20 protein-coding genes are annotated in these 22,430 nt (G+C 54.9%); 16 read left to right on the top strand and 4 right to left on the bottom strand.

The genetic code is table 11. From position 1 onward, the window contains the following. Positions 1-5: 5 nt before the first annotated feature. Positions 6-674 (bottom strand): TIGR00730 family Rossman fold protein, encoded by a 669-nt coding sequence (locus tag INT32_RS09765; RefSeq protein WP_193088551.1) that lies wholly within the window; start codon positions 672-674, stop codon positions 6-8. On the opposite strand from INT32_RS09765, the gene polA reads away from it, so the two are divergent. Both polA and INT32_RS09755 read left to right on the top strand, forming a co-directional pair. Further along, the gene (polA, locus tag INT32_RS09760) at positions 673-3,390 is read left to right on the top strand and encodes a DNA polymerase I (protein ID WP_193088550.1); all 2,718 of its coding nucleotides are present in this window, start codon (positions 673-675) and stop codon (positions 3,388-3,390) included. The two genes, INT32_RS09765 and polA, sit on opposite strands and share 2 nt — an antisense overlap. A 217-nt stretch (positions 3,391-3,607) precedes the next feature. Then, positions 3,608-4,246, top strand: a complete 639-nt coding sequence (locus INT32_RS09755; protein WP_193088549.1) for a LysE family translocator — start codon at positions 3,608-3,610, stop codon at positions 4,244-4,246. Between the two features lie 85 nt (positions 4,247-4,331). Here INT32_RS09755 and INT32_RS09750 read toward each other — a convergent pair whose 3' ends face one another. Next, positions 4,332-4,802 carry a MarR family winged helix-turn-helix transcriptional regulator gene (locus INT32_RS09750; RefSeq protein WP_193088548.1) on the bottom strand — a complete coding sequence of 157 codons (471 nt, stop codon included), beginning with the start codon at positions 4,800-4,802 and terminating at the stop codon, positions 4,332-4,334. A 121-nt stretch (positions 4,803-4,923) separates the two neighbouring features. Here INT32_RS09750 and INT32_RS09745 point away from each other — a divergent pair, with 121 nt between their 5' ends. The 10 genes from INT32_RS09745 to INT32_RS09700 all read left to right on the top strand — a co-directional run bounded on the left by INT32_RS09745 (position 4,924) and on the right by INT32_RS09700 (position 15,748). Then, positions 4,924-5,904 carry a tripartite tricarboxylate transporter substrate binding protein gene (locus INT32_RS09745; RefSeq protein ID WP_193088547.1) on the top strand — a complete coding sequence of 327 codons (981 nt, stop codon included), beginning with the start codon at positions 4,924-4,926 and terminating at the stop codon, positions 5,902-5,904. 26 nt (positions 5,905-5,930) lie between these two features. Beyond that, positions 5,931-7,460, top strand: a complete 1,530-nt coding sequence (locus tag INT32_RS09740) for an acyl-CoA carboxylase subunit beta (RefSeq protein WP_193088546.1) — start codon at positions 5,931-5,933, stop codon at positions 7,458-7,460. An 83-nt stretch (positions 7,461-7,543) separates the two neighbouring features. Then, complete coding sequence (locus INT32_RS09735; protein WP_193088545.1) at positions 7,544-8,887, top strand: acetyl/propionyl/methylcrotonyl-CoA carboxylase subunit alpha; 1,344 nt, start codon at positions 7,544-7,546, stop codon at positions 8,885-8,887. A gap of 23 nt (positions 8,888-8,910) precedes the next feature. Beyond that, positions 8,911-9,138 (top strand): acetyl-CoA carboxylase biotin carboxyl carrier protein subunit, encoded by a 228-nt coding sequence (locus INT32_RS09730; protein WP_193088544.1) that lies wholly within the window; start codon positions 8,911-8,913, stop codon positions 9,136-9,138. 1 nt (position 9,139) lies between these two features. Next, complete coding sequence (locus tag INT32_RS09725) at positions 9,140-10,387, top strand: CaiB/BaiF CoA-transferase family protein (RefSeq protein ID WP_193088543.1); 1,248 nt, start codon at positions 9,140-9,142, stop codon at positions 10,385-10,387. Positions 10,388-10,589: 202 nt separating this feature from the next. Continuing rightward, the gene (locus INT32_RS09720) at positions 10,590-12,197 is read left to right on the top strand and encodes a GMC family oxidoreductase (protein WP_193088542.1); all 1,608 of its coding nucleotides are present in this window, start codon (positions 10,590-10,592) and stop codon (positions 12,195-12,197) included. A 9-nt stretch (positions 12,198-12,206) separates the two neighbouring features. Next, positions 12,207-13,187, top strand: coding sequence for a tripartite tricarboxylate transporter substrate binding protein (locus INT32_RS09715; RefSeq protein ID WP_193088541.1), 981 nt, complete (start codon positions 12,207-12,209; stop codon positions 13,185-13,187). A gap of 1 nt (position 13,188) precedes the next feature. Continuing rightward, positions 13,189-14,616, top strand: a complete 1,428-nt coding sequence (locus INT32_RS09710; protein ID WP_193088540.1) for an aldehyde dehydrogenase — start codon at positions 13,189-13,191, stop codon at positions 14,614-14,616. A gap of 279 nt (positions 14,617-14,895) precedes the next feature. Then, the gene (locus INT32_RS09705; protein WP_193088539.1) at positions 14,896-15,033 is read left to right on the top strand and encodes a hypothetical protein; all 138 of its coding nucleotides are present in this window, start codon (positions 14,896-14,898) and stop codon (positions 15,031-15,033) included. Between the two features lie 37 nt (positions 15,034-15,070). Further along, complete coding sequence (locus INT32_RS09700) at positions 15,071-15,748, top strand: tripartite tricarboxylate transporter substrate-binding protein (RefSeq protein WP_193088538.1); 678 nt, start codon at positions 15,071-15,073, stop codon at positions 15,746-15,748. A 52-nt stretch (positions 15,749-15,800) separates the two neighbouring features. On the opposite strand, the gene htpX is transcribed toward INT32_RS09700, so the two are convergent. After that, positions 15,801-16,685: a protease HtpX gene (htpX, locus tag INT32_RS09695; RefSeq protein ID WP_193088537.1), complete on the bottom strand. Its 885-nt coding sequence runs from the start codon at positions 16,683-16,685 to the stop codon at positions 15,801-15,803. A 184-nt stretch (positions 16,686-16,869) separates the two neighbouring features. Here htpX and INT32_RS09690 point away from each other — a divergent pair, with 184 nt between their 5' ends. Further along, positions 16,870-17,754 (top strand): DMT family transporter, encoded by an 885-nt coding sequence (locus tag INT32_RS09690; protein WP_193088536.1) that lies wholly within the window; start codon positions 16,870-16,872, stop codon positions 17,752-17,754. Between the two features lie 172 nt (positions 17,755-17,926). Here the strand turns inward: INT32_RS09690 and INT32_RS09685 are convergent, their stop codons facing one another. Continuing rightward, complete coding sequence (locus INT32_RS09685; RefSeq protein ID WP_193088535.1) at positions 17,927-19,066, bottom strand: aromatic ring-hydroxylating dioxygenase subunit alpha; 1,140 nt, start codon at positions 19,064-19,066, stop codon at positions 17,927-17,929. A gap of 261 nt (positions 19,067-19,327) precedes the next feature. Here INT32_RS09685 and xseB point away from each other — a divergent pair, with 261 nt between their 5' ends. From xseB to dxs, 3 genes are all read left to right on the top strand, one after another. After that, positions 19,328-19,582: an exodeoxyribonuclease VII small subunit gene (gene xseB, locus INT32_RS09680; protein ID WP_370540207.1), complete on the top strand. Its 255-nt coding sequence runs from the start codon at positions 19,328-19,330 to the stop codon at positions 19,580-19,582. Beyond that, entirely contained in the window at positions 19,579-20,493 is a 915-nt protein-coding gene (locus tag INT32_RS09675; protein WP_193088533.1) for a polyprenyl synthetase family protein, read from the top strand. Before xseB ends, INT32_RS09675 begins: the two co-directional genes overlap by 4 nt. A 78-nt stretch (positions 20,494-20,571) precedes the next feature. Beyond that, positions 20,572-22,422 carry a 1-deoxy-D-xylulose-5-phosphate synthase gene (gene dxs, locus INT32_RS09670; RefSeq protein ID WP_193088532.1) on the top strand — a complete coding sequence of 617 codons (1,851 nt, stop codon included), beginning with the start codon at positions 20,572-20,574 and terminating at the stop codon, positions 22,420-22,422. The last annotated feature ends 8 nt before the right edge of the window (positions 22,423-22,430 follow it).

Below are 22,430 nucleotides of genomic sequence, written 5' to 3'. Positions count from 1 at the left end.
GCTGCTTAACACAGCCCGACACAGCTGGCATCCAGAACGTACTGCTGGTGTTTAGTCTGAATATGCTCCACCACTTTTTGCGGATCGTCTTCGACAATGAACAGATCCAGATCATGTTCCGAAATCAGTTTGTTGACAACCAGCTGGTTGCGGATCCAGTCCATCAAGCCTTGCCAGAATTCGGTGCCGACAAAGACGACCGGTGCTTTGCTGGCCTTGCCGGTCTGGATCAGTGTAAGGGCCTCGAACATTTCGTCCAGTGTGCCGAACCCGCCTGGCATGATGATATAGCCGGCGCTGTTCATGAAAAAGGTGGTTTTGCGCGATACAAAATATTTGAAATACAGGCTGTCGGTCTGGTAGCGATTGTCTTTCTGTTCGTGAGGCAATTCGATGTTCAGGCCGATACTGGTCCCGCCTGCTTCATGGCAGCCTTTGTTGGCTGCTTCCATGATGCCGGGACCGCCGCCGGAAATAACATTGAAGCCCGCCTTGGCAAGACGGCCGCTAATCTCCTGCGTTTTGGTATAGTAGGGCGAATCTGACCGGATCCGTGCACTTCCAAAAATGCTCACCGCTGCGGTCAAATCCTTGAGATGATCGGCCGCTGTAAGCAGCTCGCTGGTTATCTCGTTTATCTGACCCTGAATCGTTGTTGCTTTTGTTACTGACATGAAAAAAACCTTGTTACTTGTTGACGGATCAAGCTATTTGTACCGCGCCTTCTATGCAATGCCCGATCTGCGTAATGCGCGTGGAGAGCCCACAGGCGCCCTGTATGGCGTGATAAACATGATGCGAAAATGCATTGATGATTATAAGGCGGATTACGCCGCATGTATTTTCGATGCCAAGGGGAAAACCTTCAGGGATGATTTGTATCCCGAATACAAGGGGGACAGACCGCCCATGCCCGATGACCTTGCTGTGCAGACCGGTCCTATTCATGAGGCCATCCGCGCCATGGGCTGGCCCGTTATTGCTGCGCCGGGCGTGGAAGCGGATGACGTGATTGCGACGTTGGCCGATATGGGTGCCCGCTCCGATATTCACACCATTATATCAACTGGCGACAAGGATTTGGCTCAACTGGTCAATTCCCATATTTCGCTGGTAAACACCATGACAGGTGAAAACCTGGATGAAGCGGGCGTGCTGGCCAAGTTCGGAGTCAGGCCCGAACGCATTGTCGATTATCTGATGCTTATCGGCGATAACGTGGATAATGTGCCCGGCGTGGCCAAGGTGGGCCCCAAGACGGCGGTCAAATGGCTCAATGAATATGACAGTATTGATAATCTAGCCGCCAATGCGGACAAAATCAAGGGCGTTGCGGGCCAGAACCTGCGCGATGCAATTGCACAGTTTGAGCTGACCCGTAACCTGATTACCGTCAGGCGCGACTGTGAGCTGACCGAGTTCATGCAGGGCGTGCAGGACCTGCTGCCCAAGCCGCCAGATGTACCGACACTGACGGCCATTTACGATCGCTACGGCTTTCGCACCTGGCTGCGCGAGCTGACGGGCGACGCTGACCGTGTGCCCGAGCAGGATGCGCGGGTAGCGCAGAATTTGCCCGATACGCCGGCGCAGGTCAATTACCAGACGGTGGACACTGCTGAAAAATTCGATGCATGTCTCAATGCAATCAAACAGGCCGAACGGGTTGCCATCGACACCGAAACAACGTCCCTGGACCCGATGCGAGCCAGTCTGGTGGGTATTTCACTTGCTATTGAGCCCGGTTCTGCCTGGTACATTCCATTGGGCCATCGCGGCACCGGCGCCGGCACGCAACTGGACAAGACCCAGACGCTTGCGGCGCTGCGCGAGTGGCTGCAGGATGAGCGCGCGGCCAAGATCCTGCATAACGCCAAATACGATAGTCATGTTTTTCTGAATGAAGGTATTACGCTGGCGGGTATCGAACACGACACCATGCTCATGGCCTATGTGCTGGAGTCGCATCGCAACGTAGGCATGCAGGAACTGGCGCAGCGTTATCTGGGACGCACCGGCACCACCTATGAAGAAATCTGCGGCAAAGGCGCCCGGCAAATCTGTTTTGACGAAGTGGATATCGACACTGCAACGCATTATGCTTCCGAGGATGCCGACTTTACATTGCAGCTGTTTCATGCGCTAAGCCCCATGCTGCGGGACCAGGAAGGGCTGCAGCGTATTTATCAGCTGGAAGTGCAGGTATCCCGGGTATTGACGCTGATCGAACGCAATGGTGTTCGCATCGACGAGGCCATGTTGCGCTTGCAGAGTGCGCAGATCGGCGCCAAACTGGTCGAGCTCGAAAACAAAGCCTATGAACTGGCCGGACAGCCCTTTAATCTGAATTCCCCCAAGCAGCTGGGTGAAATACTGTTTGGTAAAATGAACCTGCCCGTGTTGCGCAAGACGCCCAAGGGCGCGCCGTCGACTGATGAGGATGTGTTGTCTAAACTGGCCGCAGATTACCCGTTGCCGCGCGCGTTGCTGGACTATCGGGGACTGGCCAAGCTCAAGTCCACCTATACCGACAAGCTGCCCCAAATGATTAACGCGACCACCGGGCGGGTGCATACCGATTATGCACAGGCGGCGGTCATTACCGGCAGGCTTGCCTCATCGGATCCCAATCTGCAGAATATTCCGGTACGAACTGAAGAAGGTCGCCGGATTCGTATGGCGTTTATCCCTTCAGATGGGGGGGTAATTGTTTCTGCTGATTATTCCCAGATCGAATTGCGGGTGATGGCGCATTTGTCAGGTGATGTCAATTTGCAGAAGTCGTTCCAGCAGGGCGAGGATATTCACCGCGCCACCGCCGGTGAAGTGTTTGGTGTGGCGCCCGAAGCGGTCAATACCGAGCAGCGCCGTGCAGCCAAGGCTATCAATTTCGGACTGATCTACGGCATGAGTGCGTTCGGACTGGCGGCTAATCTGGGTATCACCCGTGATGCAGCGCAAACGTATATTGATCGCTATTTTGCGCGTTATCCTGGTGTGGCCGATTACATGTCGCGCATCAAGAAAGAAGCCTCTGCCAAGGGCTATGTGGAAACGGTTTTTGGTCGTCGTCTGTGGCTGCCCGAGATTAATGCTAAGGGGCCGCGTCGGGCCGGGGCAGAGCGGGCCGCCATTAATGCGCCCATGCAGGGCACGTCGGCCGATCTGATCAAAATGGCCATGGTGGCGGTACAGGCCTGGCTTGAAAAGGAAAAACTGGTTTCGCGTCTGGTCATGCAGGTACATGATGAACTGGTGCTCGATGTTCCCAGCAGCGAGCAGGCGCTGGTCAGTCAGGCTTTGCCGGGACTGATGTGCGATGTGGCCACGCTGGCCGTACCGCTCGTGGCTGAAACCGGGATCGGCAATAACTGGGAAGAGGCCCACTAAGGGCAAGGCAATCGCGCTGATCGCTACGCTCAACAGCGCAGTTGCACAAAAGCCGCTGGGCACCAGGTTTACTGTGCCCGGTTGCGATTGCAGTTGCCATCATGGCGCAAGACCTGTTTTTGCAGCCGGATGGCTGGCAATGGCATAGCGCTGTTTCATATGAACTGATATGCTTTAAAATCCTTTTCCTGCAAATCACTTCTTACGGTCGATTCCCATGCTTGATATTGTCCACTTTCCGCTTTTTGCTGCTTCCGCATTTGCGCTATCGATTACGCCAGGCCCGGATCTGGCGTACGTGGTCGGGCAAAGCCTTGGCAACGGCCGGCGTGCCGGGGTAATTTCCGCTGCGGGGGTTGCCATTGGCAGCTGCACACATACTGTTGCCAGTGCCGTGGGCCTGACCGCGCTACTGGCGGCCTCGCCGTTGCTGTTTACCGTCGTCAAGTTTCTGGGCGCCGCCTATCTGATCTGGCTCGGGTTGAAAATGTTCCTGGGCAGTCTGCAGCGCAGCAAGGCATCGCAGGCTGCTGTCGCCTTGCCGGTAGCCAATACGCACTCGCTGTTGTTGCGTGGCTTTCTGACAACTATTACCAATCCTAAAGTGCTGTTATTCTTTATCGCATTCTTTCCGCAGTTTGTCACCGTGGGGGGAGACAACCAGGTGGTCTCCTTCCTGTTGTTGGGGTTGGCCTATGCGGTGATTGGTTTTGTTTGCGACGCCACGTTTGCATGGCTGGCGGGAAGTGCGGCCGGGGCGGTCTCGCGGAATCAGACCGTCAAAGTCTGGATCGATCGCGTGGTTGGTCTGGCATTTATTGCACTTGGCTTGCGTATCTGGCTGACAAAGCGTTAAGTTTGTCCAAATAACACCACTACTACGCGCTACACCACGGCAAGGCCGGGCGTGCCGGCAGCGTGCCGTCGCGGTTTTTTATGCGTTATTTGGGTGGGGTATTTTCAGCGTAAGCCAGCTTGCTTAAGCTGCTACGCAAATTTTCCACCTCTTGTTTCCCTAATATTGCTTCATATTCCTGCTCAATCGATTTGATGGAAGCATGGATTTGCTGCAAATAATCGACACCGGCATCCGTAAAAAAAATAATCTGTGCCCTGCCATCGGATTCGTCCTGTGAGCGCGTGACCAGACTTGCGTCCTCCAGATCCTTAAGCAGTTTGCCGACCGCCTGTTTGGAAATGCCCGCGCGTCGCGCAACTTCTGTGCTTCGTGTTCCTTCCAGATCGATAAAGGGCAGGATCGAGCCTCCCACAATGGGATTGGTATTTCCGGTCTTTTCAACCATTTTCTTTGACAGGCGTTGAGAGAAATCGCGGCGCGCCAACAGAAACAAACGCCCTATGCCAAAGGAGCGGGCCGAGCGCAATTGAGCTATTTTTCGTGCAGAAATCATAATGTGCCGTTACTCTTAATTAGTCAACCATGTTGACTTTTATTTTGAAAAGGTAGATCATATTGTATCAATGACTATACAAAAAATTTCGTCTTGAACGAGATAATTCATGGAGATAAAAATGCAAGCATTGCTGATTTGGATGGCTACCCTGGTTTGTTGTGTGTCAGTAAATATCGCGCCTGCGGGTGCGTCGACGCACAAGGCTTACCCGTCAAAGCCGATACAAATGATTGTTTCGTATCCTGCCGGGGGCAGTACCGATACGGTTGCCCGGCTGTTTGCGGCAAAGCTGAGCCAGGTAACAGGACAGCCTGTGGTGGTTGACAATAAACCGGGCGCTGCTACCAATATCGGGAGCAATATCGTGGCTAATGCGAAGCCCGATGGTTATACCGTGTTATTCGGCGGCGGCACGCCGACGCTGAATACCGTTTTCGGACCGGCTCCTTCATTTGACCCGATTGACGATTTCCAGCCGGTCAGCGTGATTGCCAGGGTGCCGTTTGTGATCGCGACGCGCACTGATTCCGCATTTGCGACTGTACAGGACATGATCAGCAAATCGCGCGCAACGCCGGGCAAATATACGATATCCAGCGCTCAGCTTAGCCTGTACGTGGAGTTAATGAAGCATCGCGCCCAGGCGCCTTTGCTGCACGTGCCATATAAAGGCGGTGCGCAAGCGACCAACGATGTAATCGGCGGACAGATCGACACGGTGTTTTCCCTTGTGCCCGTCGTTCTGGGCTATCTTCAGTCGGAGCGCCTGACCGCGCTGGCCGTGACATCAAAAGAACGAAATCCGGCTTTGCCGTCAGTTCCGGCGCTTCAGGAGCTGGGAGTCGATCTGGACCTCAGCGTCTGGTTTGGCCTGCTGGTGCCGGCCAACACGCCCGCTCATATCGTACAGGTGCTGGGAGATGCGACGCGCCGCGTCGTCCAGGATGACACCTTCTCCAACAAGCTGGCAGACATAGGCGCACAGGCGGCATTCTCTTCTCCTGCCCAGTTAACGGAGCAAATGAAACAGGAATCTCAACAATGGAACCAGCTTGCCGAATCGATTCCTCAGTTACGGCAAGCTACGAAGCAGCGTTAATTTAATGAAATTATTTGGAACGGAACATGTTTGACGATTTGATACAGGAACACGAAGAGCTGCGCCGCAAGGTGCTTTCCATGGGGGGAGAGCGCAAGTTGCAGCAGCGGGCGCAAGAGGGTGTTATGAATGCGCGCGAACGCATTGACCGCCTGGTGGATTCCGGCACGTTTCACGAGATGGGTCTTTTTGCGACCAGTATCCGGCCGGAAATGCGCGAGCGCTCTGCTGCCGACGGCAAGGTAACGGGGTACGGGAAAATCAATGGCAGAGAGGTCGCCGTTGTATCCAATGACTTTACCGTTATGGGGGCATCCAGCAGTTCAGTCAATACCAGGAAGGTTGGTTATGTCAAGCGTGTTGCGACTCGCCATGGTATGCCCATGATTTTTCTCGGAGAGTCTACCGGTGCCCGCATGCCCGATGTCATGGGAGCGTCGGGCGTAGGCAGCGGAGACCGGCCGACCCAGTATTTGCGTACGCGGGAAACGCCATGGGTGTCTGCAGTGCTTGGGCATTGTTACGGTTCCTCATCCTGGTATGCCGCGTTGGGTGATTTCGTGGTCATGCGCAAGGGGGCGATTACTGCGGTGTCCAGCGTTAAGCTGACTGCCCGCGCCATTAATGAAGAGGTTGACCCCGAAACCCTGGGGGGGTGGAAGTTGCATACAGAGGTCACCGGTATGGTCGATCTGGCCGTCGACACAGACGAACAAGCATTGGACGCCATTGGACGATTTTTGTCTTATCTTCCCAGCCATCATAACGAGCCGCCACCCGTGTGTCCGGTTCCTGAAGGATCAGGGGACGATATCGGGCGCATCCTGGATATTCTGCCCAGCGCCCGTGCCCAGGTATATGACGTCAGAAAAATCCTGAATCTTATTTATGACAAGGATTCGATTTTCGAGCTCAAGCCTCGGTTTGGAAAGTCCATTGTTACCGCATTGGCCAGGCTGGGCGGCCGCTCTGTCGGTATTGTGGCCAATAACCCTATCCATAAAGGCGGAGCCATTGATCCGCAGGCGTGCCGCAAGGCGGTCAGCTTCATGATTCTGTGCGACTCGTTCAATATTCCGCTGGTGTTTATGGTGGATCAGCCCGGCTTTTTGATCGGAGTCGAAGGCGAGCGCCAGGGCGCAATTGGGCATGTGATGAATTGGATGAACGCCATTTCTCTGGTTACTGTGCCAAAGATTTCAGTTGTTATGCGCAAAACCTACGGGCAGGCTGTACTGAATATGGGTGGCGGCGGTAACGCCGATGAGGTGATCAACTGGTTCACTGCAGAAGTCAATTTTATGGACCCGCGCTCGGCCGTCTCGATTGTGCATGGCGTGACCGAGGCTGATGACCCCGTGCAATACCAACAACTGCTTGAGCAAATGACAAAAGGGACATCTGCCTACGATGCGGCGGCAGTCTTTGGCGCGCAGTCGGTCATCCATCCTGCGCAGACCCGGGCGCATCTGATCCGCAGTCTGGAAATACATGGAATGCGCCTGACCGGTGGTGTAGGCGAACATCTGATGCGCACTTGGCCAACGAGTCACTGACCAGTGGACCTATTGCGATATCTGATACTGTCCGCAGCAACCGGACTGTTCGTTATTAATCATTGAATTTGGAGTACACAACAATGTTTCAAAAGGTCCTGGTTTCAAACAGGGCAGCGATAGCTGCGCGCGTTTTACGGACATTGCGCAAGATGGGGATACGGTCAGTGGCAATCTATTCAGAGGCCGATGCGTCATTGCCGTATCTGGCTCTGGCCGACGAAACCTACTGCATCGGGCCGGCCGATCCGGCACACAGTTATATGAATCAGGACGCGATACTCAAGGTCCTGGAACAAAGCGGGGCCGATGCCATTCATCCGGGCTACGGTTTTCTTTCAGAAAATGCAGCATTTGCCCGCAAAGTCATGCAGGCCGGGGTCACCTTCATCGGTCCCAGCCCACAGTGGATTGATGCGATGGGCCACAAGACTCGGGCGCGTGCGCTGATGCATGAGTTTGGCCTGGCGATGGCGGCCAGCTCCGGCTTGCTGACCGATGATGAAAATGATCAACGGGCAGCCGCTGCCAGGATCGGCTATCCGGTCATGGTAAAGGCAGCCGCCGGAGGCGGCGGTATCGGCATGGTGGCGGTGCACAATGATGCGCAATTGCTCAAGGCGGTTGTTCAAACCAAAGCCATGGCGCTACGCAGTTTCGGCAGTAGCGATCTGTACCTGGAGCGCATGATGGAACGGCCGCGCCACATTGAATTCCAGATTCTGGCGGACCGTTATGGCAATGCCTGCCATTTGTTTGAGCGCGATTGCTCGGTGCAGCGGCGCCATCAGAAAGTGATTGAGGAGTCGCCCGCAGCGCGAATACCCAGAGCGCTGATAAACGCCAAGGCCAGCGAGATTGTACAAGTGTTGCAGAACATGAAGTATGACGTGATTGGCACCGTTGAGACCTTATTGGATCAGCAGGAAAATTTTCAATTTCTGGAAACCAATACAAGAATCCAGGTTGAACATGCAGTGACCGAAGAAATTACAGGAGTTGACCTGGTTCAGGCGCAGATTCGACTGGCCGCCGGTGAGCGTTTGTCCGAGGTCATACCTGAACCGGTCACGGTGCGGGGCCATGCAATCGAGGCGCGCATCTACGCTGAAGATCCGGTCAGGTTTTTCCCCTCGCCCGGCACACTGCAGGCATTGTCTTTTCCCGCTGCCCAGGGCATCCGGGTGGAAACCGGCTTTGCTGCGGGCAATGTCATCACACCATACTACGATCCGATGATCGCCAAACTTATTGTGCATGCCGACAGCAGGGATAAGGCAATCAGCAAGCTGCAGGACGCATTGGCAGCTACGGTGATCGAAGGCGTCAAACATAACATCCCCTTCATACAGAAGGTGATCGGCAGCACCCAGTTTAAGACCGGTGAAGTTGATACCGGCCTGACCCAAAACATACTTTCAAATTAATTTTATTTATCAGGAGAATGACTATGTCAACCGAATTGATCTCGGAAGTGACAGGAACCGTGTGGAAAATCCTCGTTCAAGTGGGGGCTGAGGTAACGCCCGATGAACCTGTCCTTATCGTTGAATCCATGAAGATGGAAATTCCGGTCATGAGTGAAGAAGCGGGCGTGCTGCTGGCGCTTGATGTCAAGGAAGGGGATGCGGTGGAAGACGGCCAGGTGGTGGGTCAGGTCGGCAAAAGGAGCGGCTGACATGAAAAAGGAAACAGCGGGTGCGCAGACCGGGGCCGCGCCACTGACAGGCATCCGTGTCATTGAAATCTGCACCACTATCGCCGGCCCCGCCTGCGGTCGGCTGCTGGCTGATTTTGGCGCAGACGTAATCAAAATTGAGCCGCCTGACGGCGACCCGGTGCGTCAGATGGGCAGCCATGTTGGCGAGGTGTCGCTGTATGGCGCCTCAATACTTCGAGGCAAAAGATCCATCGCGATGGACTTGAAGACCGCAGAGGGCCAAAGGCTTGCCCAGGACCTGATCGGCAAAGCCGATGTGGTGCTTGAAAACAATCGTCCCGGCGTCTTGGAGCGACTCGGGCTGGGTTATGAGGCCATGTCCCGCCTTAATCCAGCCATTATCTATGCACGCATCAGTGGCTACGGGCAGACCGGCCCAAGTGCTCATTTGCCCGGTTACGGTGCGATTTGCGAGGCATTCGGCGGCGTGCGGCACATGACCGGAGATCCGGATCGTCCGCCGTCCCGGGTCGCGCTGGCCACCACAGATTATCTGACCTCTGTGTACACCGCATTCGGTATTCTGGCAGCGCTTCGCCATCGCGATGCATCGGGAGAAGGACAGGTTATTGACGCAGCGCTTTATGAATCGGCCTTTTCGCAAATGGAGTCGCTGGTGCCGGCATTCGACAAGCTGGGCAAAGTGCCCATGCGTCAGGGGCCGAATCTTCCCTCCATGGCGCCCAACAGTTTGTACCCGACGGCAGACGGCGGTTTTGTACTGATTGCGGCCAATAGCAACGCGACATTCGACAGGCTTTCCAGATTAATGAACCGGCCCGATTTTCTGACTGATCCCCGCTATAGCACGATCCGGGCGCGCGGACAGGCGGAAAATATGCGCTACATTGACTCAGAGGTAGCCGACTGGACACGGCAGCAGGACGGACGTGTGCTTGAAAAGTCCCTACAGGATGCCGGCGTGCCGGTCTCTCGTGTATTGACCATCGAGGATATTTTTGAAGAACCGCATTATCGGGCGCGCGACATGATTGCGCAGGTCGCACATCCTGAGTTGGGCAGTGTCAGTCAGATCGGCGTGACGCCCAAGCTGAGTAAATCGCCGGGGCGTATTCGATGCTCCGGTCCGGCGCTGGGAGAGGATACCCGCGATGTGCTTGGCACCGAGCTGGCTATGAGCCCCGATGAAATCGATGCACTGATCACTGCAGGCGTCGTGCACCATTCGAGCAGAAAGGGGGCCTGAAGCAGTCGAGCGCTATCGTTTCCTGATTGTCCTGGTCTATTCATATGGCCAACTATGTTTACCATATGATGTTTTAGCTTCATCTCTTGGTGTGCCGGGTATTGTGCAAGCCGCGCATTCTTGCTGAGTTATTTTCCATTGCCCGAAGCGCAAGACAGATCGTCCGAGACTTTATAAATTCAGCTTTGAGGAAAGACAGAAGATGTATGACTATATTGTAATTGGTGCGGGTTCCGCCGGCTCTGTTATCGCTAACAGGCTGAGTGAGAACAATGATTTAAGCGTGCTTTTGATCGAAGCTGGCGGTGAACATCATAACGATTTTTGGATTAGAGTGCCTATCGGCCTTGCCAAAATTCTGAACCGCGAAAAATATTTCTGGAAGGACGAAACCGTTGAACAGGCATATCTGAATCGCCAAAAAGTACTGTTTCCTCACGGCAGAATGGTCGGGGGCTCCAGCTCGGTCAATGGGATGCTGTTTTCCCGTGGCGATCCGAGAGAGTATGACAACTGGGAAAAAGCCGGATGTCAGGGCTGGTCTTACGAGAATATGCTGCCGTTTTTCAGGAAACTTGAAAATGCCGCCTTTGGCAGCGACACGTATCGTGGACGTGATGGCAAAATTGTTGCGACCAAAGTAAATGATGATGATCTGTTGACGCGGGCATTTATAAGATCATGTAACGATGTTGGCGTTCTCTATAACGATGACTATAACGGCGAGCGTTACGACGGTGTCTCGCTCTTGCAGTTCTCAACGCGCAACGGCGTACGTTGTGGTACGGCTTCTACCTATGTCGCCGAGGCAAAGCGTCGGAAAAACCTGACCGTGATGACCGATGCGATGGTAACGAAGATTCATCTCCAGGATGGCGTCGCCAGATCGGTCAGCTTTATCCAGAATGGCTCGCAACAAACTGTACAGGCAGCAAAAGAGATTATTCTTTCTGCCGGTACGGTCAATTCACCCAAAATCCTTGAGCTTTCCGGCATCGGCAATCCCGATGTATTGAGCCAGGCCGGTGTAAAACTGGTGCATGCGCTGGCCGGCGTTGGCGAGAATTTGTCGGATCATCTGCAGTCCAGGATTTCCTTCAAGGCCAATAAACAGGTGGGGCTCAATCGCATCGTGGCCAGTAAATTGCGCACGTATTTGATGGGTGCCCGCTATCTGTTTACCAAAAAGGGTCTGATGGCAACGCCGGGGGCATCTTCGCACGCCCTGATCCACCATGAAGGACGCGATCATGAGCAGCCCACCATCAAGTTGCAGATTCACCATCTGAGCGCAGCGGATCGTTATTCAACATCCAATGGCTATGGCCTGGATCTTTTTCCGGGCTTTACGATCGGGTTCTTTCAGTTGCGTCCGGAGTCGCGCGGCAGTTCTCATATTGTGTCGAATGATGCGGCGCACATGTCGCGAATCAATCCCAATTACCTGAAGCAGGAGACTGACCAGAAAATCATGGTGAGTGCGCTACGCAAGGCGCGCGCGCTGTCGGCTACCGGCATATTCAAGGACATTATCGTCGAAGAAACCAGGCCCTCCTCAAGTGTGCAAAGCGATGGCGATCTTCTTGATTATATTCGTCGCAGTGGGCAGACATCCTGGCATCCGGTAGGCACGTGCCGGATGGGTAATGACGAGTTGGCGGTCGTCGACAGCCAATTGCGGGTAAGGGGCCTGCGTAACCTGCGTGTGGTCGATGCGTCGGTCATGCCCAGCATTCCCTCATCGAATACCAATATCCCCACGATCGCCCTGGCAGAACGGGCGGCACAACTCATATTGAATGACAAATAAGGAGGAGACATGAAAAGAAGAAGTTTTCTGGCAGCATCGTCTGCACTGATCGTATCCCCGATCGTAATGGCAAAGCCCGGTAGTTGGCCAAGGCGTGAAATCCGACTAATCCATCCGTTTACGGCAGGAGACCAGACCGATGTGAGTACGCGGATCATCGCTGCGGCAATGTCAGAGCGTCTGGGCGTCTCTATCGTGGTGCAGAACAAGCCTGGCGCAGGCGGTGTATCCGCTTTGCGTGAATTGGGCAGCAGCAAGCCTGATGGTCATACGATCGGCTACATTTCCAATGGCAATGTTTCTCTTGACGCCATCTTCCAGCGGTATGACTTGCTTGATCTTGTCGACCCGATAGCCCGACTTGCAGATTCAGCGCAAACCTTATATGCGCGAAGCTCGAAAGGCTACCAATCGCTATCGGATATGATCGAAGATATCAAACGCAGTCCAAAGAAAGTGTCTTTGGGTGTTGGCGGGCTGGGTGCACCTTCACACGTTATGTGGGAGTTACTGGCCACAGAGTTTACCCCCAATCTGGAAGTCAACCTTATCCCGTACAAATCCGCGACAGAGTCAACGCAGGCGATGTTGGGCGGGTACATCGATACCGGTGTGAGCTTTTTGACCGGCGTTGTGCCGTATATTCAGAAGCCCGGTGCGATTAAGGTGCTGGCTATCTCGTCAAAAGAGCGCAACCCGCTGGTGCCGCAGTTGCCTACGATTTCGGAAAGCATTGGAAAAAAATTCTCCTACATGAACTGGAATGGACTGTGCGCACCCAGAGGAACGCCGCCGGAGGTTTCCAAACAGATCTTCGAGGCGGCAATGTATGCCGTCCAATCCGCACGGTACCAGAAGTTCTGCGCCGATTATGGCGTCATCATCAACCCGAGTCTCAATAGCGAGACCTTCCGTTCTGAAATTGAAGCGACATTAAAGCTGGAACGGGCGCTGGCGCTGGCCAAAAACATTAATCAAGGGGGCATCTGACATGCAAAAGTATCATTTACTTATTAACGGTCAGCAAAAGCGGTCCGCCGGCGAGTCCTTTTTTCCGGCTTTTGATCCGACCAAAGGCGAGCAGGTTCACCTGATTACCCAATCGACTCCCGACGACGTCAATAATGCCGTGGCGGCTGCAAAGCGCGCGGCGGCGGCGTGGGGGCAGCTGCGCCCGCTCTTTCGGGGGCGCGCCATGCACGCGATTGCGCAACTGATCCGAACCAATAAAGCGCACTTGTCCAGCATCGAATCACTCAATACCGGCAAGACCAAGGGCGCAGCAGACAGAGAGATGGATATTGCTGCAGAGTATTTTGAGTTTTTTGGCAATCTGACATCACAGCGCGGCGGCGAGCTGATCGACATTGGCGACGGATATCACTGCTTTAATCAGCACGAACCGTATGGGGTAGTGGGTATCATTACGCCATGGAATCTGCCGCTGAATCAGTTTGCGCGTTCGGCTGCGGCGGCGCTGGCCGCAGGAAATACCGTCGTTGTTAAACCTTCGGAGCATACGTCGGCTTCGACGGTAGAACTGGTCACATTGATTTTTCAGGCTGATATCGTCGCGCCTGGCGTCATCAACGTAGTGACCGGAGACGGCAAGACCGGTTCAGCGTTGGTGGGGCATCCGGACGTTGCCAAGGTTTCTTTCACCGGCTCGGTCCAGACCGGAAAATCGGTCGGGGCGCTGTGCGCCGGTTCAGTCAAGCCGGTTACCCTGGAGTTGGGCGGAAAGTCTCCCAATATTGTGCTGGCCGATGCCGATCTGGATCGCGCGGTGCAGGGATGCATCAAGGGCTTTGTATCGAATGCCGGTCAGGTATGCATTGCCGGCAGCCGGATTTTCGTGCATACGAGTATCTACGATGCATTTCAGGAGAAATTGACGGAGGCATTGTCTCGTCTGGATCAAAGCCGCGAGAGTTGGGCGCCGATTATCACCAGGCAGCAATATCAAAAAGTGCTCAATTTCATTGCGGCTGGCGAAAAGGAAAATCTGCCGCTGGTTTATCGCAGCGATGCGTCCCTGGTGCCGCAGCAGGGCTGGTTTGTGCCGCGCGTGGTCTTTGCGGTAACGGATGAAGACAACTGTATCAGCAGCAATGAAATCTTCGGCTCGGTTGCTGTTTTGCGTAAGTTCGAATCGCTCCAGGAGTGTATCGCGTTGGCTAATAATACAAACTTCGGGTTGGCTGCAGGCGTATGGGGACGCGACATAAGCAGCATCCATCAACTCGTATCGCGAATTGAAGCAGGTCAGATTTTTGTCAATGACTACTTTGCCGGCGGTGTCGAGAACCCGCTTGGTGGCTATAAAGAGAGCGGAATTGGAAAGGAAAAGGGTATCCAGGCGTATTTGAATTATCAGCGCTCCAAGAACGTGGTCATTGCGCTGGATCCGGCGCAATGAGCGTGTCGCCATAACTGCGTGAACTGGCGGCCTTTCACTGTAAAGTGCGCCTGACAACGTGGACGATGCCTGGCGGGGTTGCCAGGCGATGTTTTTCCTGTCCGAACGTTGGCGGGAAGGCGCACGCGGTGCAATGGCGGGGTGGCAGAAAAAAGCGATGCCGTGGGCTTGACCTTGCTAGTGCGGTGGTGTCCCTGGCCTGCATAATTGGAAAAACCAGACCACGGTGAAGACGCTGCAAGCGATCGTCACCGTGGTTTATTTCATGCATCATTATGTATGGCAGTGGAGTTGCGTGAAGATTTCAGGTACGCCAGGAACAAACGTATAAAGGGTTCGACGGTGGGACTGGGCGAGCGTGCTTTGGGTGTGGTGGCGCACAGTGTCCAGTATGTGGTCGATTCTGAATGGAAATAACCACAGTGCATTCCATCCATATTGACGGTCGCTAGCAGTGAAGCAGGAACGACACCAAAGCCTGTATAAAGATCTTCCTTATAATCCGGTCACCGATCTGGACCCGGTTATTCTGTTGGCAACACCGCCAACCATTCTGACTGCAACGGCTAGTCTGCCAGTGCAGGATGTCCGGGGCCTGATTGCTTATGCACAGAAAAATCCCGGCAAGCTCAATTATGGTTCATCGGGAAAGGGGACATCGAACCACTTGTTTGGTGAGTTGTTCGCTTCGATGGCCAGCATCAAGCTGACCCATATTCCCTATAAGGGTAGTGGACCGGCCATCAATGATCTGGTAGCGGGAATGACGCAGTTAAATTTTGCGCCGTTTCCGTTGGTGCTCTCGCAAATCAGGGCCGGCACGCTCAAGGCACTGGCAGTAACCGGAGTAAGCCGTTCGCCAGCGCTTCCCAATGTGCCAACGATCGCCGAGTGGGGCTTGCCTGGCTACGAAGGCAACGGTTGGTTCGGGTTGATGGCGCCCAAGGGAACTCCCCGGCATATCATCAAGAAGCTGAATGTCGAAATCAACCGGATATTGAATGATCCTGAAGTGCGTAAAACACTATCGGCTGAAGGCGCTGTTCCAGTCGGCGGGACCGAGCGGCAAGCAGCAGCGTCCGTGACGCAGGGGATAAAAAAATGGCGGGCGCTGGCAGAACAGATCAATTAATACCGCCAGCGGTTCAGGCCAGCCATTTGAGTTTCTGCCATGCCCCGGTAGGTCAGGACTGGACGATGCGCGCGCGCAGCGCGTTGATGCGGTGTTCGATAGGCGGGTGGGTAGAAAATAGCGCGGCTACACCGGCTCCACCGCTGATGCCCGAGGATTCGAACTGCTTGGGCAATTCGCCGGGGGGCAGGCCGCCCAGTCTTGCCAGCGCATTGATCATGGGCGAGGCGGAGCCGAGCATTTGTGCAGAACCTGCATCGGCGCGATATTCGCGCTGACGCGAGAACCACGCCACGATAATGGATGCCAGGACCCCGAACACGATCTCACAGACCAGTACGGTAATGTAGTAACCCATCCCGACGCCGCGTTCATTTCGGAAAATCGTGCGGTCAATGAAATATCCGACCACGCGGGCCAGGAAAATGACGAAGGTATTGACCACGCCCTGGATCAGAGTCAGGGTGACCATGTCTCCATTGGCAATGTGCGCCACTTCGTGGCCAAGGACCGCAGTCACTTCCTCTTCGGTCATGCTGTCGAGCAGACCGGTAGATACTGCCACCAGCGAGTCGTTCTTGAAGGCACCCGTGGCGAACGCATTGGGTTCGCCTTCATAGATGGCCACCTCAGGATGGCCAATGCCGGCGCGATCGGCTAGCTGATGAACGGTATCGACCAGCCACAGTTCTCTCTGGTTGCCGGGCGCCGCCGGATCAATTATTTTCAGTCCCATGGTCCATTTGGCCATCGGTTTGCTCATCAGCAGGGAAATGAAGGCGCCAACGAAGCCGATCACGGCAGAAAATACCAATAGCTGACCCATATTGATGCCGTTTGCGTCCATATAGCGGTTCACACCCAGCAGGTTCAGCGTAATGCCCAACACCACCATGACGGCGAGGTTGGTCATAAGAAAAAGAATAATGCGTTTCATGCAGCAGGTCCTTGTAGGAAGGGATCAATCCGGATGACATATTTCGAGTCCGAATAAGTCTGCCATCTGGAGCTTAAAAATAACTGAATCAGGCCAGATCAATTATATAAGGGCAATGTCGTCCTTTTACAGTCTTGTTCGCAGTAGAATGTTATTTTCTTTTCAAGCAATTTCCGGATTTTACATGCAGGCACTGTGGATGTTAGTGGCTTCTCTCATGTTTGCCATCATGGGGGCATCAGTCAAACTGGCATCCGAACATGCCGCGTCGTTGTCACTGGTGATCCTGTTCCGGGGGTTGCCTTCGGTCGTGCTGCTGGTAATCTGGGCCGTCTCCACCCGCAAATCCCTTAAACCCAAAAGTATACGCCTGCACCTGATGCGCAACGTATTTGGCGTAGGCGCCATGTGGATGGCATTTTATGGGTACAGCGTGCTGCCCCTGGCCACCAGCACCAGTTTGAATTACACCTCGCCCCTGTTTATTGCGGGTTTTTTGTTGCTGTCGGGCAGGGCGACCAATGATGTAGTGCGCACGCTTGCTGTGGGCATTGGTTTTGCCGGCGTGCTCCTGATCTTGCGTCCCAGTATCACCGAAGATCAGTGGTTTGCCTGCGCGCTGGGTTTGCTGGCTGGGGCCTGTGGCGCCGTCGCCATGATGCAGGTACGCCAGCTGGGCTCCATTGGCGAGCCCATCTGGCTGACTGTTATGTATTTTTCCATTTTTGTTACCAGCACCAGTTTAATAGGCATCAAAGCCCATGGCATTGGTCAGCCTGATGTGGTGGCCTGGGTCGCCTTGCTGGTGGTGGGCCTGTCCGGCCTGTTCGGCCAGCTGGCGCTGACGCGTGCCTTTGGTTCGGGCTCGCCGCTGCTATCGGCGGCGCTGCAATATACAACCATCATCTTTTCCGCAGGCATTGGCATCCTGGTATGGAAGAATGCGCCGGACGTATTGGCGTGGCTGGGTATGGGAATGGTGATTTTGGCTGGTCTGCTCTCGGCATGGCGCACCTTGGCGCTGGCCGACAGGCAAAAGAAATCGCAGGTGGTCAAGACAACGTCCTGATGTGGCGGGGTGTAATGCGGGTGTATCGGCGGATGCTTATTAATTGGATAAGCACCGACGATAATGACACCTACGATAACCGCGCCTAGGAAAACGGCGCCCACAAAAAAGGCTGCCTGGCGCGCGCATACATACTGGCGAAGATGCGTGCAGCCAGGCGGGACTACAGCAATCAGGCCATCAGCTTGTTATACCACTCGTGAAAATGTTGCATGCCGTCTTCCATGGGAGACTGATACGGGCCGGTTTCAGACGTGCCGCGTTTGTACAGCGCCTGGCGGCCGGCGTCCATGCGTTCGGCAATCTCATCGTCTTCGATCGCCGTTTCCATATAGGCGGCCTGCTGGGCCTGTATGAAGTCGCGCTCGAACATGGCAATTTCTTCCGGATAGTAAAACTCAACCAGATTGACCGTTTTTTGCGGGCTGACCGGATATAGCGTGGACAGAACCAGTACATGCGGGTAGAGCTCGATCATATGGGTTGGGAAATAGGTAACCCACATGGCGCCGAAGTCTGGCGTTTCACCCTGGCGGAACTTGAGCAACTCGTCGTGCCATTTCCTGTAAACCTCGGAGCCCGGATTGGCCAATGCCTGGTGCACGCCCACACGCTGCAGACTGAAGGTTTCGGCAAAGTTCCAGGTCAGGTCGTCACAGGTGACAAAGCTGCCCAAGCCGGGATGGAACGGGGCCACATGATAGTCTTCAAGATAGACCTCGATAAACGTTTTCCAGTTGTAATTGCATTCGTGCACGATCGCGCGGTCAAATACATAGTCGGAAAAATCGAATTCGGGGCGCGCAAACAGGGGCGCCATGTCGGCGGCCGGATTACGCGGGCCTTCGAACAGCAGGCCGTTGCAGTTCTGTAGCGGGAACTGCTGCAGGTTCTTGCATGGATTGCTGTCAAATTGCGGCGCGCCAAGCAAGGTGCCCTGATTGTCATAGGTCCAGCGGTGCAGCGGGCAGACAATATTGCCGCCGGCGCTGCGCAGATTGCCATGGTTATTGGTCGCGCTGGTCACGTCGCCCGCCTGGCCCCCCAGCATGATGGCTTGTCTGTGGCGACAGACATTTGACACAAGGCTGATATTGTCGCCGTTGCGCACGAGCACGCGTCCGGCCTGTTCATGCGCCAGTGTGCGCCAGTCTCCGGATTCGGGCACCAGTTTTTCATGTCCGACGTACAGCGCCGAGGCATCGAAGATGCGGGCCTGCTCCTTTTTAAAGATATCGTCGTTAAAGTAGACGTCGACTGGCAATTGCGTCGTCGCCGGTGATACATGTGCCAGTTTGGCAATATCAGACATGAGATGCCCCCCGATGAAAACAAATGCCGCCTCACCAAGGGTCATGAGCCGGCATAAAGTGTCAAAAAAATTAAAAGGAGGGTAATTGTAAAGAAAATCAATACCTTAGTCAAGATTGCCAGGCCTGGGTCATGGTGCTCAAATCGAGGTCTGGGGCGGGGTGGATTGACTTTGCGGCAAAAGTGGCAAATCTGCAACCGAAGCACCCGCTGATTTCGTACAATGAGCAAATTGCACAACTGAAAGCATTGGAGATTGGTTTTGACTGAGAATGCAAAAACCGACACTGTGGCATTGCCCGATCAGTTCGAAGCGGCGCTGGGCGAGCTCGAATCGATCGTGACGCAAATGGAAGACAACAGCATGTCGCTGGAGGCTTCCATTGCTGCCTACGAACGGGGTGTTGGGCTGGCGCGCGTGTGTCAGGATAAGCTGGATGCTGCTGAACAGCAGATTAGTGTGCTGCGCAATAATATGCTGGTTCCCCTGGGCGAGACAGGATCGTCCGAATCATGAACGCCATGGTTGTATCGTTTCAGGACTGGTTGCCGGCCTGCATTGAAAAGATTGAAGGGTCGTTGGACAAAGCTCTGCCGCCAGCCGACGAAACGCCGACAAAGTTGCACCAGGCCATGCGGTATGCCGCGCTTGGCTCAGGCAAGCGTCTGCGCGCGGCGCTGGTGTATGCGGCCGGGCAGGCAAGCGCGCAACAAAGCGCATTGCCTTCTGCACTGGAGCACACGCTTTCGCGCGCCGCAGTTGCTGTTGAGCTGATCCATGCCTATTCGCTGATCCATGACGATCTTCCCTGTATGGATGATGATGTCCTGCGACGCGGCAAGCCTACCGTGCATATCCAGTTTGACGAGGCAACCGCCATGCTGGCAGGCGACGCGCTGCAGCCGCTGGCCTTTGCGCAACTGGCGCAAATGTCGGTCGCGCCGGCGCTTGTGGTTCAGGCGGTCAATGTGCTGGCACAGGCTGCCGGCAGCCAGGGCATGGTGGGGGGGCAGGCCATCGATCTGGCCAGCGTCAACACGCGTCTTGATCCAGAGCAACTGCAATTTATGCACCGGCTCAAAACTGGGGCGTTAATCGAAGCCAGCGTACAACTGGGGGCGATTGTGACTGCTGCCAATTCGGATATCCGTATGGCGCTGGAAAATTATGGTTCGGCCATGGGCCTGGCGTTCCAGGTTGTTGACGACATTCTCGATGTGACCGCCGATCAGCAGGCGCTGGGTAAAACGCCGGGCAAGGATGCGGCGGACAACAAACCCACGTATGTCTCGGTGATGGGGTTGGCGCAATCCAGAGACTTTGCACAGCAGTTGCATGAAGCGGCCCTGGATGCCATCAAGCCGCTGGGTGAGCCAGCCTGCCGACTGCGGGAACTGGCAGACCTGATTATCCATCGAAAATCCTGACAGTCTTTTGAGGTCAATCCGCGATTCATTCTGCCCGGCTGTTGCGGATCTGCAGCGCCGGGCATCCAAGACGATTTCATGACAAAGTTACTAGATACACTTGATTTACCCGCCGACGTGCGAAAACTCAGCCAGCATCAACTGAAGATGGCGGCGACAGAGTTGCGTGCCTTCATCCTGGATTCCGTATCGCGCACGGGGGGCCATTTGTCATCGAATCTGGGCACCGTAGAGCTTACGCTGGCCATTCATCATGTTTTCAATACGCCGCATGATCGTGTTGTCTGGGATGTCGGTCATCAATCCTATCCGCACAAGATCCTGACCGGCAGGCGCGGGGATATGCCGGGGTTGCGCCAGCATGGCGGCATCTCGGGTTTTCCGCGTCGCAGCGAGTCGGAGTATGATGCGTTCGGCACCGCCCATTCGTCAACGTCCATATCTGCGGTGCTGGGTATGGCAGTTGCGTCCAGGAACCTAAGTATCGACCGGCAACATATCGCGGTGATCGGCGACGGTTCCATGAGCGCCGGCATGGCCTTCGAGGCGCTGAACAATGCGGGCGTAACGCCAGACGTGAATGTGCTGGTGATCCTGAATGACAACGATATGTCCATTTCACCACCGGTTGGCGCACTCAATCGCTATCTGGCGCGACTGTTGTCCGGCGGGCTGTATCGCGATGCCAAGAATGTCGGACGTGCCGTGCTTGAACATATGCCCGCGCCCATGCTGGACATCGCCCGGCGCGTCAAAGGGCATGCCAAGGGCATGATCAGTCCGGCTACGTTGTTTGAGGAGCTGGGATTCAATTATGTGGGCCCCATCGATGGTCATGATATGGACTCACTGGTGCCAACCCTTCAGAACTTAAGGGAATTGGGTGGCTTGCAGTTTCTGCATGTTATAACCAAAAAAGGTCAGGGCTATAAATTGGCTGAAGCCGATCCGGTGCTGTACCACGGACCCGGCAAGTTTGACCCCGAGCTGGGTATCCAGAAACCGGCCAAGCCGGGCAAGCAGACGTTTACCCAGGTTTTTGGCGCCTGGCTCTGCGATATGGCGCAACAGGATTCGCGTCTAATCGGGATAACCCCCGCCATGCGCGAGGGCAGCGGGCTGGTCGAGTTTGAAAAACGGTTTCCGCAACGGTATTTTGATGTCGGCATTGCCGAGCAGCATTCGGTCACGTTCGCCGCGGGAATTGCCTGCGAAGGGCTCAAGCCGGTGCTGGCCATTTATTCGACGTTCCTGCAGCGCGGCTATGATCAGTTCATTCATGATGTGGCCCTGCAGAATCTGGATGTCACCTTTGCGCTGGACCGCGCAGGGTTGGTGGGCGCTGACGGTGCGACACATGCCGGTAATTACGATATTGCATTTTTGCGATGCGTCCCCAATATGGTTATTGCCACACCTTCCGATGAGAACGAAACCCGCTTGCTGCTGTCTACCTGTTATCAGCATGCTGGCCCGGCATCTGTCAGGTATCCGCGAGGCAGCGGATCCGGTGCACAAGTGACGAGCGCGTTGGATGTGGTTGACCTGGGCAAGGCCGTGGTGCGGCGCAAGGGCGAAAAGCTGGCTATCCTGGCCTTTGGTACATTGTTGCATGCTGCAGCGCCTGTCGCGGAAAAACTCAATGCAACGCTGGTGGATATGCGGTTTGTCAAACCACTGGATGACACGTTGCTGCTGGCGTTGATGCAGTCTCACCAGCAACTGGTCACCGTGGAAGAGGGCGCTATCATGGGTGGCGCAGGCAGTGCGGTGGCCGAGTTGATGCATGCCAACGGCCTGTGTTGCGATCTGCTGCAGTTGGGATTGCCGGATGTTTTCATTGATCATGGCGACCAGGCGGGCCTTTTGGCCAGTGTCGGACTGGATGCAGCCGGAATAGAGCAGGCGATCGCCCGGCGTTTCGGTTAGCGCTGGCT

This window comes from Advenella sp. FME57 (assembly GCF_014897675.1).
Lineage (GTDB): Bacteria > Pseudomonadota > Gammaproteobacteria > Burkholderiales > Burkholderiaceae_B > Advenella.
Note: the sequence above shows the minus strand (reverse complement) of the source record. Positions and strands in the feature narration are given on the sequence as shown.

What these genes read in the sequence shown, in the direction of transcription:
- INT32_RS09690 (WP_193088536.1), top strand. Translation starts at nt 16,870, where the DNA reads ATGCAGGCACTGTGGATGTTAGTGGCTTCTCTCATGTTTGCCATCATG.
- INT32_RS09755 (WP_193088549.1), top strand. Translation starts at nt 3,608, where the DNA reads ATGCTTGATATTGTCCACTTTCCGCTTTTTGCTGCTTCCGCATTTGCG.
- dxs (WP_193088532.1), top strand. Translation starts at nt 20,572, where the DNA reads ATGACAAAGTTACTAGATACACTTGATTTACCCGCCGACGTGCGAAAA.
- INT32_RS09720 (WP_193088542.1), top strand. Translation starts at nt 10,590, where the DNA reads ATGTATGACTATATTGTAATTGGTGCGGGTTCCGCCGGCTCTGTTATC.
- INT32_RS09730 (WP_193088544.1), top strand. Translation starts at nt 8,911, where the DNA reads ATGTCAACCGAATTGATCTCGGAAGTGACAGGAACCGTGTGGAAAATC.
- polA (WP_193088550.1), top strand. Translation starts at nt 673, where the DNA reads ATGAAAAAAACCTTGTTACTTGTTGACGGATCAAGCTATTTGTACCGC.
- INT32_RS09705 (WP_193088539.1), top strand. Translation starts at nt 14,896, where the DNA reads ATGGCAGTGGAGTTGCGTGAAGATTTCAGGTACGCCAGGAACAAACGT.
- INT32_RS09735 (WP_193088545.1), top strand. Translation starts at nt 7,544, where the DNA reads ATGTTTCAAAAGGTCCTGGTTTCAAACAGGGCAGCGATAGCTGCGCGC.
- INT32_RS09745 (WP_193088547.1), top strand. Translation starts at nt 4,924, where the DNA reads ATGCAAGCATTGCTGATTTGGATGGCTACCCTGGTTTGTTGTGTGTCA.
- INT32_RS09725 (WP_193088543.1), top strand. Translation starts at nt 9,140, where the DNA reads ATGAAAAAGGAAACAGCGGGTGCGCAGACCGGGGCCGCGCCACTGACA.
- INT32_RS09675 (WP_193088533.1), top strand. Translation starts at nt 19,579, where the DNA reads ATGAACGCCATGGTTGTATCGTTTCAGGACTGGTTGCCGGCCTGCATT.
- INT32_RS09740 (WP_193088546.1), top strand. Translation starts at nt 5,931, where the DNA reads ATGTTTGACGATTTGATACAGGAACACGAAGAGCTGCGCCGCAAGGTG.
- INT32_RS09685 (WP_193088535.1), bottom strand. Translation starts at nt 19,066, where the DNA reads ATGTCTGATATTGCCAAACTGGCACATGTATCACCGGCGACGACGCAA.
- htpX (WP_193088537.1), bottom strand. Translation starts at nt 16,685, where the DNA reads ATGAAACGCATTATTCTTTTTCTTATGACCAACCTCGCCGTCATGGTG.
- INT32_RS09710 (WP_193088540.1), top strand. Translation starts at nt 13,189, where the DNA reads ATGCAAAAGTATCATTTACTTATTAACGGTCAGCAAAAGCGGTCCGCC.
- INT32_RS09750 (WP_193088548.1), bottom strand. Translation starts at nt 4,802, where the DNA reads ATGATTTCTGCACGAAAAATAGCTCAATTGCGCTCGGCCCGCTCCTTT.
- INT32_RS09765 (WP_193088551.1), bottom strand. Translation starts at nt 674, where the DNA reads ATGTCAGTAACAAAAGCAACAACGATTCAGGGTCAGATAAACGAGATA.
- INT32_RS09715 (WP_193088541.1), top strand. Translation starts at nt 12,207, where the DNA reads ATGAAAAGAAGAAGTTTTCTGGCAGCATCGTCTGCACTGATCGTATCC.